Annotated in this window: 13 protein-coding genes and 1 pseudogene; 8 read left to right on the forward strand and 6 right to left on the reverse strand. The window is 70.4% G+C overall.

Going from position 1 to position 11,084, the window contains the following annotated elements; translation table 11 throughout:
- Nucleotides 1-61: 61 nt before the first annotated feature.
- Nucleotides 62-430 (reverse strand): hypothetical protein, encoded by a 369-nt coding sequence (locus GA0074694_RS24265; RefSeq protein ID WP_245714880.1) that lies wholly within the window; start codon nucleotides 428-430, stop codon nucleotides 62-64.
- On the opposite strand from GA0074694_RS24265, the gene GA0074694_RS24270 reads away from it, so the two are divergent.
- From GA0074694_RS24270 to GA0074694_RS24280, 3 genes and pseudogenes are all read left to right on the forward strand, one after another.
- Nucleotides 417-1,658, forward strand: a complete 1,242-nt coding sequence (locus tag GA0074694_RS24270; RefSeq protein WP_245714881.1) for an SCO6880 family protein — start codon at nucleotides 417-419, stop codon at nucleotides 1,656-1,658. The genes GA0074694_RS24265 and GA0074694_RS24270 overlap by 14 nt on opposite strands.
- Nucleotides 1,659-1,971: 313 nt before the next feature.
- Nucleotides 1,972-3,018, forward strand: coding sequence for an ATP/GTP-binding protein (locus GA0074694_RS24275; protein WP_245714882.1), 1,047 nt, complete (start codon nucleotides 1,972-1,974; stop codon nucleotides 3,016-3,018).
- A 482-nt stretch (nucleotides 3,019-3,500) separates the two neighbouring features.
- Nucleotides 3,501-4,670, forward strand: a pseudogene (locus GA0074694_RS24280) (type IV secretory system conjugative DNA transfer family protein); the annotation flags it as partial.
- Here GA0074694_RS24280 and GA0074694_RS24285 read toward each other — a convergent pair.
- On the reverse strand, nucleotides 4,614-5,042 hold the full coding sequence (locus GA0074694_RS24285) for a DUF4913 domain-containing protein (RefSeq protein WP_091463859.1): 429 nt from the start codon (nucleotides 5,040-5,042) through the stop codon (nucleotides 4,614-4,616). The pseudogene GA0074694_RS24280 and the gene GA0074694_RS24285 sit on opposite strands and share 57 nt — an antisense overlap.
- Before the next feature lie 77 nt (nucleotides 5,043-5,119).
- Between GA0074694_RS24285 and GA0074694_RS24290 the strand changes: the two genes are divergently transcribed.
- The 3 genes from GA0074694_RS24290 to GA0074694_RS24300 all read left to right on the forward strand — a co-directional run bounded on the left by GA0074694_RS24290 (nucleotide 5,120) and on the right by GA0074694_RS24300 (nucleotide 6,690).
- Nucleotides 5,120-5,290 (forward strand): DUF4913 domain-containing protein, encoded by a 171-nt coding sequence (locus tag GA0074694_RS24290; RefSeq protein WP_245714883.1) that lies wholly within the window; start codon nucleotides 5,120-5,122, stop codon nucleotides 5,288-5,290.
- 78 nt (nucleotides 5,291-5,368) lie between these two features.
- Nucleotides 5,369-5,662 (forward strand): hypothetical protein, encoded by a 294-nt coding sequence (locus GA0074694_RS24295; protein ID WP_091462281.1) that lies wholly within the window; start codon nucleotides 5,369-5,371, stop codon nucleotides 5,660-5,662.
- Complete coding sequence (locus GA0074694_RS24300) at nucleotides 5,662-6,690, forward strand: zeta toxin family protein (RefSeq protein WP_091462284.1); 1,029 nt, start codon at nucleotides 5,662-5,664, stop codon at nucleotides 6,688-6,690. The genes GA0074694_RS24295 and GA0074694_RS24300 overlap by 1 nt, the downstream gene beginning before the upstream one ends.
- Nucleotides 6,691-6,767: 77 nt before the next feature.
- Here the strand turns inward: GA0074694_RS24300 and GA0074694_RS24305 are convergent, their stop codons facing one another.
- Nucleotides 6,768-7,781, reverse strand: coding sequence for a type III secretion system chaperone family protein (locus GA0074694_RS24305; protein ID WP_141714264.1), 1,014 nt, complete (start codon nucleotides 7,779-7,781; stop codon nucleotides 6,768-6,770).
- Between the two features lie 285 nt (nucleotides 7,782-8,066).
- On the opposite strand from GA0074694_RS24305, the gene GA0074694_RS24310 reads away from it, so the two are divergent.
- On the forward strand, nucleotides 8,067-8,603 hold the full coding sequence (locus GA0074694_RS24310) for a hypothetical protein (protein WP_091462287.1): 537 nt from the start codon (nucleotides 8,067-8,069) through the stop codon (nucleotides 8,601-8,603).
- Between the two features lie 68 nt (nucleotides 8,604-8,671).
- Here the strand turns inward: GA0074694_RS24310 and GA0074694_RS24315 are convergent, their stop codons facing one another.
- Both GA0074694_RS24315 and GA0074694_RS24320 read right to left on the reverse strand, forming a co-directional pair.
- The gene (locus tag GA0074694_RS24315) at nucleotides 8,672-9,934 is read right to left on the reverse strand and encodes a rod shape-determining protein MreC (RefSeq protein ID WP_091462289.1); all 1,263 of its coding nucleotides are present in this window, start codon (nucleotides 9,932-9,934) and stop codon (nucleotides 8,672-8,674) included.
- Entirely contained in the window at nucleotides 9,931-10,452 is a 522-nt protein-coding gene (locus GA0074694_RS24320; protein WP_091462292.1) for a SigE family RNA polymerase sigma factor, read from the reverse strand. The genes GA0074694_RS24315 and GA0074694_RS24320 overlap by 4 nt, the downstream gene beginning before the upstream one ends.
- 112 nt (nucleotides 10,453-10,564) lie before the next feature.
- On the opposite strand from GA0074694_RS24320, the gene GA0074694_RS24325 reads away from it, so the two are divergent.
- Nucleotides 10,565-10,819 (forward strand): hypothetical protein, encoded by a 255-nt coding sequence (locus tag GA0074694_RS24325; protein WP_091462293.1) that lies wholly within the window; start codon nucleotides 10,565-10,567, stop codon nucleotides 10,817-10,819.
- A 59-nt stretch (nucleotides 10,820-10,878) separates the two neighbouring features.
- Here GA0074694_RS24325 and GA0074694_RS31135 read toward each other — a convergent pair whose 3' ends face one another.
- Nucleotides 10,879-11,082 carry a helix-turn-helix domain-containing protein gene (locus tag GA0074694_RS31135; RefSeq protein ID WP_141714266.1) on the reverse strand — a complete coding sequence of 68 codons (204 nt, stop codon included), beginning with the start codon at nucleotides 11,080-11,082 and terminating at the stop codon, nucleotides 10,879-10,881.
- Nucleotides 11,083-11,084: the final 2 nt, after the last annotated feature.

Consider the following 11,084-nt stretch of genomic DNA (forward strand, 5'->3'; position numbering starts at 1 on the left):
CAGAGAGGTCGGCAGGAGTCGACAAGCGTTTGTCAGTTGATTCAGTCACGACGTCTGAGGGCTATTCGTCCTCGCCCGTTTCGTCGTCGGACCGGTCACGGGTGCGCTGCTGTTCGATCAACCATTGGGCGACCGCCCGCTTGCCCGCCCGAATGTTGAGGTAGTCCTGCGCGTCGACCTTGCCACCGCTGTACTTGTCCACAACGGCGACCACCTGCTCGGGCGGAACAGTGAAGTTCTCCAGAAACAGCAGGCCGTACACCCGCCGGCCCTCGTGCTTAAGGCCGAAGCGCCTCCTGATCCGCACACCAGGCGCCACCCGGATCTCCAACATCGGATTCTTCCAGTCGTTGCCGATCTTCACCGCCGTCACCATCTCCACCGAACTCCACGGCAGCCGCGTTGTGGCGCCCCGCGTGCGAACAGTCATCCCCGCCTCGTCGACGATCGCGTGGTGGCTGGCGCGGGCCCGCCGCCACCACGTGTACGTGTCCGGGGTGGCGTCCCGGGTCACCGCCGCGCACCAGCTGCCCGGGGTGCTGGCCCGCTCCGAGGTGTACGAGGTGGAGACCGGACGGTCCGGGCTCGTCGCGGTCGTCGTGGTGCCGCAGAGCCGGCACTACACCGTCACCCTGCGGTGCGCGCCCGAGGGCATGGACCTGGTCGACCAGGCCGTCATCGACGCCCGCGTCGGGCACCTGGCGTCCTGGCTGGCGGCCCTGTCGCGTGAGCCGCAGCTCGTGCAGGCACAGGTCACCGTCGAGACCACCCCGGACCCGGGCACCCGCCTGGCCGCCGAGGTCACCGCCACGTCTCGACCCGACGCCCCGTCGCTGGCCCTGCAGGTCCTCGACGACGTCGTACGCTCATATCCGGCCGGGTCGGCGGCCGTCGACACCCGCGTGTCGCTGACCTACACCGCCCCGCCCGGCCGGTCGATGTCGCACGAGGACGTCTGCCGGGAGGTCGCCGCCCGGCTGCCGCACCTGCACGCCGGGCTGACCGGCGCCACCGGCGCCGGCATCGTGCCGATGTCCGCCCGCAGCCTCGCCGCGGTGGTGCGCGCCGCCTACGACCCGGACGCCGCCCTGGACCTCGCCCGCGACCCGCAGCTCACCCCCGACTGGACGCAGCCCGGGCCGGTGGCCACCCGGGAAAGCTGGGACTCCTACCGGCATGACTCCGGGGTGTCGCGCACCTGGTGCATGGTCGAGGCCCCCCGTGGGGTGGTGTACTCGCGGCTGTTCGCCCGGCTCACCGACCCGGACCCGCAACTGCTGCGCAAGCGGGTCACCATGGTCTACCGGCCGTACTCCCCCGCCGACGCGGCGCGGCTCGTGGAGGCCGACAAGCGCGACGCTCGGTTCATGGCCGCCAAGAAGCCGCGGCCCAGCGCCCGGGTCCTCACCGACCTGGCCGCCGCAGACCAGGCCGCCCAGGAAGAGGCCACCGGCGCCGGCGTCGTCCGCTTCACCGTGCTGGTCACCGCCACCGTCGCCGACGACACCCAGCTCGACGAGGCCACCGGCATCATCCGGGCCCGCGCCGGCGAGGCCCGCCTGACGATCCGGCCGATGTACGGCTGCCAGGCCGCCGGGTTCGCCGCCGGCCTGCCCGCCGGCGTGGTCCTGCCCACCCACGCCACGATCCCCTTCTAGGACAGCGGCGATGACCGGCAGGTGTGCGGCCTGTACCCGTTCGGCACCGGCGCGTCGACGCCGATGATCGGCGTACCGGTCGGCCGGCACCTCTACACCGGCTCGGCGGTCTGCTTCGACCCGATCTCCTGGTACACCCGCGCCCGGCTGATCAACAACCCGTCGGTGTGGATCGAGGGCGAACCCGGCATGGGCAAATCCACGGCGGTACGGCGGATGGTCCTCGGCCTCACCGCCCAGGGCGTCACCCCGCTGATCCTCGGCGACCTCAAACCCGACTACGCCCGAACTGGTCCGCGCCCTCGGCGGGCAGGTGCTGCGCATCGGGCCCGGCCTGGACCGCATCAACCCCCTCGATGCGGGCCCGTGGCGGCAGGTCCTCGACCGCGTTGACGAGCGCACCGGCGCCGTCGTGCGCGCCGCAGTCACCGACCGGCGGCTCAACATGCTCGTCGCCCTGTCCACCCTCGTGCGGCGCGGGCCTGTCACCTCCGACGAGACCACCGTCCTCGCCGCCGCGCTGCGCTACCTCGCCGAGCGGGAGACCGACACCCCACCGGTGCTCTCCGACGTCCTGCGCGTCATCCGCGACGCCCCGGCCGAGGTCCGCGCGGTCACGCTGTGGCAGGAAGACGGGGACGTCCCCCGGTTCCGTGAGGACGTCGCCGGCTTGCACCGCACCCTGCTGGCGCTGCTGCACGGCCCGCTCGGCACGACCTTCGAGGGGCAGACCACCACGCCGATCCGCCTCGACACCCCGGCCGTGTGCGTCGACATCTCCAGCATCGACGACACCGACGAGCTGCGCACCGCCGCCACCCTGCTGTCGACCTGGTCCTACGGCTTCGCCCAGGTGGAGGCCGCGCACCTGATGGCCGACCTCGGCCTGGCCCCGGCCCGCACCTTCTTCACGGTCTTGGATGAGTTGTGGCGGGCGCTGCGCGTCGGCCACGGCCTGGTCGACCGCGCCGACGGACTCACCCGGCTCAACCGGCAGAAGGGCACCGGCACCGCCTTCATCACCCACAGCCTGGCCGACCTGGAGGCGCTGCCCACCGCCCACGACCGGGCCAAGGCCCGCGGCTTCGCCGAACGCTCCGCGGTGCTGATGATCGGTCCCTGCTCCGAGCAGGAACTCGACGCGGTCTCCCGGGTTCGGCCGCTGTCGCAGGCCGAGCGGCGCGAGGTGCTGTCCTGGTCGGCGCCGCCGTCGTGGACGGCCGCCGAGGGCAGCGGCACCGTCGGTCGCGGAAACTTCCTGATCAAGGTCGGGTCACGGCCGGGTATCCCGGTGCACCTGGAACCCACCGAGACGGAGATGCGGCTCGGCAACACCGACTTCCGCTGGACGATGACGTGAGCCGGCCCGCCGGGCCGCGCGGCGGCCACGGCGACGCGGGCCTGATCGCCGGTGGTATCGCCGCCGCGGTCCTGGTCCTCGCCAGCGGCGCGTGGCTGCCCGTCGTGCTGGCCCGCCCGCCCGGATACACCGGCGGCGGACCGATCCAGGTCGCCGCCGCGGTGCTGCGCGGTGACATCACCTGGACCACCACCTGCACCCTCATCGCCGTCGCCGAGGTGACCGTCCTGGTCTTGCTGGCCGTCGGCGGGGTCACCGCCTGGCGGTGGGCTCGTCGGCGGCGCACCCGCGTCGACTCGGCCGCCCGACGCATGGCCAGCCGCGCCGACCTGGCGCACCTGGGCCCGAAGGGCGTCGCCGACAGCGGCCGGCGGCTACGGCCCAGCCTCGCCGACGTCGACCGGCCCGACCCCGACCAGCTCGGCGTGCTGATCGCCCACACCGTCGCCGGCGGCATGCCGCTGCGCCAGTCCTGGGAGGACATGGCCGTCGACATCTGGGGCCCACGAACCGGCAAGACCACCTGCCGGGCGATCCCCGCCATCGTCGCCGCCCCCGGCCCGACCCTGGTCACCAGCGTCAAAGGCGACATCGTCGACGCCACCCGCGACATCCGCGCCGCCCGCGGCACCGTCTGGGCGTTCGACCCGCAGCACATCCTCGGACCCAAGCAGGGCATGTGGTGGAACCCCCTGCGCGCAGTCGCCACCATCACCGACGCCCGCCGCCTCGCCGAACACTTCGCCTCCGCCGAACGCGAACCCGGCGTCAGCCGCGACGCCTTCTTCGACCCCAGCTCCGAAGAGCTGGTGGCAAACCTGCTCCTCGCGGCCGCCGTGTCCGGCCGCGACATCCTCGCCGCGTACCGGTGGGCCGTCAGCCCCCGAGACGACGAACCCGCAATGCTGCTGCGCGAACACGGCTTCGACCTGCCCGCCGACGCGGTGTCCGGGGTGGTCAACATGCCCGACAAGACCCGCGGCGGCATCTACGCCGGCGCCCAAAAAATGCTCACGTGCCTCACCGAACCCGCCGTCACCGCCTGGGTCACCCCACCCACGCGCGGCGGGGTCCTCGAGATCGACCCGGCCGCGTTCGCGGCCAGCACCGACGTGCTCTACCTGCTCTCCCAGGGCGGCCCCGGCTCCCCCGCCCCACTGGTCGCCGCCCTCACCGACGCCGTCCTACACGCCGGCGAGCTACGCGCCCGCACCTGCCCCGGCCGGCGCCTCGACCCGCCGCTGCTGAGCATCCTCGACGAAGCCGCCAACATCTGCCGCCTCCGACAGCTGCCCAACCTCTACTCCTACTACGGCTCCCACGGCCTGCCCATCATCACGATCCTGCAGTCCTACCCCCAAGGCGTCGACGTATGGGGACGCGAAGGCATGCGCAAACTCTGGTCCGCGGCGAACGTCCGCACCTACGGCGGCGGCGTCGCCGACCCCGACTGGCTCGAAGAACTCTCCAAACTCATCGGCGAGCACGACGTCACCACCCGCTCCACCAGCAGCAGCGGATCCGGATGGGGCCAACGGTCCGTCTCCCACGCCACCCGCCGCCAACGCATCCTCGACGTCTCCGACCTACACGCCCTACCCCGAGGCCGGATGGTCGTCTACGCCTCCGGCGCCCCACCCGCGCTCGCCCGCACCGCACCCTGGCAAGACGGGCCGCACGCCGAGGCGATCCGCGCCTCGATCCTGGGGGTCGCTGACCCGCAGCGTTTCCCAGGCTCGCCACAGCGCGTACAGGCGGGAGATCGCCTCGGGGTGCGCCCACCAGCGGGGGCACCAGTTCACCCCGCTGGTGGGTCCGGAGGCGAGGCGCCGCTCGACGACGTGGGCGAGGTAGTCGGCGACGAACGCCTCGACGTTGCGGTAGGCCGGCTCCGGTGCGGCGTCGTCGCCGGCTGGCGGTGTGGCGGCCGGCGGCGTCACGTCCGGGTCACCGGCGAGCTGGCCCAGCAGGGCGTTGAGGTCGGCAACCGGGTCACCGGCCGGTCCAGGCTGCGGCAGGGTCATGGAGTCGGCTCCGGCGGGGCGTCGTCGGGGGTGAGGGTCCAGTCGGTGCGGCCGTGGGGGTCCCAGCGGGCACCGGCATGAGCATCTGGTGGCGCGACCACCTCGACCCCCACCTCGCCGCGCTGGCCGCCGAGTACGGGCCGTTCAGCAGGTGCAGCCCTGACAAGCACACCGAACCCCGGCCGCTACCCGTCGAGCCGGCGCCACCGGAGGTGCTCGCGCAGCTTCCCGACGCCGATAGCCTCTGATTCCGCAGCATCACCCGCACCCGCTACACCTTGATCACCTCCGATATTCTGACCCTGAGTGACTAGGAGGTACGAGCCGTGACCGAACAGTCCGTGCTGGCCAACCTGGGCCAGTTCGAGTGGGACTCGACCGAGTCCGTTTCCTACGAGGTCGCTATCGAGGCGGTCAGCCAGGCGGTCGCCGCCATCACCCCGCTCATCGCCACCGCTCGGCAGCAGGACAACGACGCCGCGGTAGCAGAGCTGATCAACCTACGGAAGCAGTGCATCGCCGCACGTAACGAGCTGCGACCGACCGACCACCAAGCGATCGCCGACGCCACGCAGCACTACCGGAACCTGGCAGAGCAACTCGGTCGGCGCGCTGCCTGATGCCGATCGACCCGAGACGCTACCTGCTTCCCGAGGAACAGTCGCAGCAGATCTTCCGCGAGGAGATCGCGCCGGAGGAACTCGCCCACGGGGTCTCCCAAGACCAGCCGGTGGTCGTCTTCGTCGCCGGGCAGCCCGGCGCGGGCAAGACCATGACCACCGAGTCGGTCAAGCGCGAACTCGATCAGCGCGGCGGCGCGATCGTGGTCAACTCCGACTTCTACAAGCCCTACCACCCTGAGTACAGCAGGCTGCTGCGCGAGGACGACCGCAACGCCGCGCCGTACACCAGCATGGATGGACGCCGGTGGATGGCCGCCGCCGAGCAGTACCTCATCGACCGGCGAGTCGACACGATCATCGAGACGACGATGCGGGACCCCGGAGACTTCCTGGAACCCGCAGCGATGTTCCGCGCGGCAGGCTACCGGGTGGAGGCCGCGATCATGGCGGTGCCCGAGCCGCTCAGCCGACTCGGCATCGTCCACCGCTATCACGACCAGGTCCAGAAGCTCGGCCACGGCAGGTTGACCGCTCGGGACAACCACGACGCCTCCTACCAGGGGGTCCGCCAGGCCGCCGAGGCTATCGACCGGGCGCGGGTGGTCGACGTCGCCACCGTCTACCGGCGCGGCAACCACCAGCTGCACATCAACTATCTCGACGCCACCGGCGCCTGGCGCTGGCCGGCCGGCACCGCCGCGGCCATCGACGCTGAGCGCCAGCGACCATGGACCCCGGAGGAGACCAAGAAGTTCGCGGCCACAGTCAAGCAGCTCACCGACGAGATGGGCCCCGAGTGGTACGGAGAACTCCGGAACATCGTCCGGCTCGCGGCACCCCTCACCGACCCGCAGACTCCGCTGCCTCAGATCGTCGACGTCTCTCCCGGGATCACGGCGGCCGCGCAGGCCTTCCCGACCAGCACCCGTCAGTCCCTACCCCGGCAGCCGGCGGTACGCGACGCCGAGTCGACGCCACCGAAGTCGAGCCGCGGAGCCTCCAGAGGCGAGGAACCCAGCCGCTAACTCAGGCGTTCCTCACCCTCGCCTGCGCCATCATCTGCTGGCGCCGACGACTCCAACGCTCGAAGAGTTAGGAGTTGTTAGGGAGCGAGTGCTGGCGGGCTGGGCGCGCCTGGTGGGCGCACCCGTGCCAGGCGGGAGGTGATCGCGCCGTGGTTGCGTCCGAACTCGGCCATCAAGTCGGGGATGCTCGCGCCCTGCGCGGCGCGTTGGGCGAGCCGTTCGTCGTCTTCGGGTTCCCACGGCTTGTGGGAGTTGGGGTGGACCTTGCGCAGGTCTTCCATCGTGTACGCCGGCGTGTGGGGCGGGGCGGCGGGCGGGCGGCTGCTGTTCGGGCCGGGCCACGGCCCCAGGCCCAGGGCGTGCAGCTTGTAGCGGATGCTGTTGGCGGTGCGGTCCAGTTCGGCGGCGATGGTCTCGGGGTCGACTCCGTCGTGGTGGCGGCTGGCCACGTACGCGGTTTCCTGCTCTGACCAGGCCCGGGGACGCCGGGGTGAGGGGACCCGGGCGGACGCGCCGGGGTTGGTCGCGGCGGCGAGGAACAACCGGGCCACCAGGGACAGGTCACCGCCGGGCAGGTGCCCGGCGAGGTGGGCGATGAGCTGGCCGGCGTCGTCGGCGCCGACTACCTCGACGGTCGGGCCGTCCATGCCGGCGGTGAGGGTCAGCGTGTAGTGCAGGCCGGCGTCGCTGACATCCCACGACAGCACCACCGGCACCGGATTCGCCACCGGTGCTGGCGTCGTTGTGGCGGGCCTGGCCGGGGCCGGGTCGTACGGTGCGGCCGGCGGCCAGGAGCTGATGGGCGACTGGTGGAGGTCGACGCCGAACAGCAGCTCGTCGACGTCGTAGGTGGCGTAGTGGACCGTGCCGTCGTCGAGCCGGTACGCGACGTCGCCGGCCACCCGCTCGTGGATGCTGGCCACCGCGACGCGCAGCGTCTGTCCGGCGAAGCGGCTGTCGGCCCCCGGGTCGTCCGGTCCGGGATGGAACGTCAACGCCGCGTACGTCGCCGGTCCCATGCCACGGTGGGTCCTGTCGGGGTCGCCGTGCCAGGTGCCGTCCTTGTCCTGAAACGCATAGATGAGCGCCACGACCGGCACCATACGAACGTCGCACCCAGGGTTGCAAGGTCAACGCGCTAAGTAGTTGATTTGGGGGTGCCGAGCGGTCGTGTGGCCAGTACCTCCACGTGGCACAGCTCATCGCCGACGGTTGGGAACGGAAGCGCTGATCCCTCAGCAAGGGCTTAACAAACGCAATCAGATGGCCACATCAAACCAAATATTGACGGACTTGATTATTGATGGCAGGTCAGACATACTTACGGCTCATGTCTCTGAGTAACGAGGAGGTTGCACAAAGTAGCGAAGGTGGGAATGCGGAAGCTGGCGGTGCTGGTGTTGGCCGCGACGTTCGGAACGCTGTCGTTCGTTTCGCCGGCCAGTGCGGCACCGGCTGACTCGGGTTCCGGCGAGGTGCGTCCGACGCTGGTGCAGCCTGGGCAGGTGCCGAAGGTGGACGGGCCGACGTACTACTTCGGCGAGGGCGCCACGACTGGTCAGGTCGGCCCCTTCGTCGATTCCTTGCCGTTCAACTACACGTTCGACGTCTCATGGGGACTCGAGTCGCGGCGGTTCACCACGACGAACGGTAAGGTGTGCACGTGGCTCGCGGTCGATCTGACCTCCGGCAGTCCGTACGCGAACACGCTGACGGTGAAGCTGTACGAGGACATCAGCCTCGGTTCGGACATCCAGATCGGTTCGCCGGTGCCGTGGCCCTACGACGGCCAGACCTACCACTACTGCTGGACGCCGGTGACGAACAATCGGACCTACTACTTCTGGTTCGGCTTCGGTAGTGCGGGCAACGGCGCCTACGCGCACGGCAGTGGAACCGCGACCAACAGCTGAGCTGATCTGAGCCCACAACAGACGAGGCGGGACGCCGGTGATGGCGTCCCGCCTCTGTTGGTCGAGGGTCAGGCAGGCGGAGAGAGGGCGGGCACGCTGATGAAGACCTCCCGCAGCCCGTCGATGGAGACAGCCGGGCGGGCTGGAACCGTGACCTGACCACTGGTGCGGGTTTTGGCCGCGTGGGCAGCGGTGATGGCTCCGGCGAGTGGATCGTGTTGAGCGGGATCGGCCACCAGGAGCCGGTTGCCCTCGTTGACCTCGGAGGTGGGGGCCAGGTCACCGAAGACGAGACCGCCGCGTTGGCGCAGGACGCCGGGCTGGTTGCTGATATCGGTGTAGGCGGGAATCTCGAACCCCGCTGCGTTGAGCAGCTGCACCCGCGCCTCCCGGCCAGCCGGGTCAACCTGCGCCACCTGGCCGACGAGGCCGTGGGCAACGGCGACGAGCTGCCCAGTACGAACGCGGCCCGCCTCGGCCACCGACACCGTCAGATGGTCCGCCCTGCGCTCAGTCACGATCGCGGGCAGGTACTCCGCGTCGCCGACAGCGCCACCCTGCGCGGGGCTGTCAAAGACCGACTCACCGCCGGCAAAGCCCTTGACGCGCACGGTCAGAGCGGTCGATGACTGCGGCAACCGCCGAATGAGGTATCGGCCGGTGGGAGCACCGCCCCCTTCGACCATCTCGTCGTCGATACTCGTGCTCGTGATCTGCAACCGGGTGACCCCCGGCATCGCCACCGCGATCGCGTAGCCGCTCCAGTAGGAATCGGTAAAACTACCCGCAGGCGCGCGTGGGCTGACCAGACTGACCACCCGCGTCTGCTCCGGAACAGGCGCTGGCCGATCGGCCAGCAGCCGCATCTCCGGCCCTGCGGTTGAAGACGCCACGAAGAACCCGATCCGGGGTTGGCCCGCACCGTCGTAGGCCTGTAGTACGACCACCCGTCCCAGGTGCGGATCCTCCGCCGTCAACAGCGCCCGCACTTCGGTATGAGCACCGGTCACATTGCCAGGCCGCGCCTGGTCCCACGCCCGTTTGGCGTCATCGACCATGGACTCGGGAGCATCACCCACGCGGTTCCACGCCAAGAACGGGCCGTCACCTGGCGCCGCCGTCAGGTCTCCACCCCGGGGCATCACCACACCCGCGAGGACCATGGAGGTCGCCACCACCGCGACGGTCAGCAGAGCCGATCCCGCGAGCGCCGTACGGCGGCGGCGCACCGCCCTGACCCGGCGATGGACGGCCATGTCAGGTGTCGCCGGCACTCGCACCTCGTCGGCTAGATCGATCAACCGATTCCGCAACTCCCGATCGATGCTCACGAACCATCCCTTCCTCGACCAGCCGCTGTTGGCAGCCGACCGGCATCCAGATCAGCACGCAGTGACCGCAGGCCTCGCGACGTCAAGCTCTTCACCGTGCCCACCGCGCAACCCAGAACCGCTGCGGTCTGCTCCTCGCTCAAGTCCTCGTAGTGCCGCAGCACCACCGCCGCCCGCTGCCGGGACGGCAGCCGGGCCAATGCACGCCGCAGCAGATCCCGGTCGTCGACCGAGGCGAACTCATCACGGCCTGCCCACTCCCGCGTATGCGCTACCGGCCGCTCGAACCACGAACGCCGCCGCCGCGCGCTGATGTAGGTATTGGTTAACACTCGGTGGGTGTAGTGATCGACGTTCTCGTCCAAGCGATGCCACACCAGAGCGACCTTCGTCAGTGTCGTCTGCACTAGGTCCTCGGCCTTGCCATGATCGCCACAAAGCAGATAAGCAAGCCGCGACAGCCGGGCGTAACGGGCCCGCACGAACTCGCTGATCTCCTCCTCCGCCGCGCTACGCATCCGTCTCCAACCCGGTCCTCCCTCTGCCCGCCCCCTCACCTACGCACCGAACCACGCGCCAGGTTGCCGACCCTTGCGAAACAGGTACCAACCAGGCCCCTGGCGAGAACCAGTGCGCAGATCGTGGTCGTCGGGCAAGCAGCAGGGGACCGCAGCGGTTGGTCGAGGCCGCAACTGCGCCTGGTGCCCGTGGGGCGCTCCGTCCAACGGCTGCCAGCACTGCGACGCGCTGCAGGGCAACTTCTTCCTCTTCCACGAGGAACTGATGGAGGTCCTACCGGTCAACGGCCTCGACGGCTTGGACCACCTCGCCGACGCCGGCATACCCGCCGCGCAGTGGTGGCACCTGTACAAACAGTCGCTCTGACCGCCCCCGCCAACGGGCGCCACGGAGACCCGATCGAACGCTCCTCCCGTTCCACGCCACTACCGCAGTATGCGAGAGGCCGGGGTGTGGAGGTGAGCATCTGGTCGCTGGTCGGTGGTGGGCGGGGTCGGGAGTTGCGGGGTGGGTCGGTTGGCGGGCTGGGGTGGGGTGAGGTCGGGCAGGGCCTTGTAGAGGGTGGTGCGGGAGACGCCGAGGAGTTTGGCGATGGGGCCCGCCGGTAGTTTCCGGACCGAAAACAACACCA

This window comes from Micromonospora inyonensis (assembly GCF_900091415.1).
In the GTDB taxonomy this organism is placed as follows: Bacteria; Actinomycetota; Actinomycetes; order Mycobacteriales; family Micromonosporaceae; genus Micromonospora; species Micromonospora inyonensis.

Excerpts from the sequence above, each read along its gene's own strand:
- GA0074694_RS24265 (WP_245714880.1), bottom strand. The coding sequence starts at position 430 with ATGACTGTTCGCACGCGGGGCGCCACAACGCGGCTGCCGTGGAGTTCG.
- GA0074694_RS24285 (WP_091463859.1), bottom strand. The coding sequence starts at position 5,042 with ATGACCCTGCCGCAGCCTGGACCGGCCGGTGACCCGGTTGCCGACCTC.
- GA0074694_RS24290 (WP_245714883.1), top strand. The coding sequence starts at position 5,120 with ATGAGCATCTGGTGGCGCGACCACCTCGACCCCCACCTCGCCGCGCTG.
- GA0074694_RS24300 (WP_091462284.1), top strand. The coding sequence starts at position 5,662 with ATGCCGATCGACCCGAGACGCTACCTGCTTCCCGAGGAACAGTCGCAG.
- GA0074694_RS24310 (WP_091462287.1), top strand. The coding sequence starts at position 8,067 with ATGCGGAAGCTGGCGGTGCTGGTGTTGGCCGCGACGTTCGGAACGCTG.
- GA0074694_RS24320 (WP_091462292.1), bottom strand. The coding sequence starts at position 10,452 with ATGCGTAGCGCGGCGGAGGAGGAGATCAGCGAGTTCGTGCGGGCCCGT.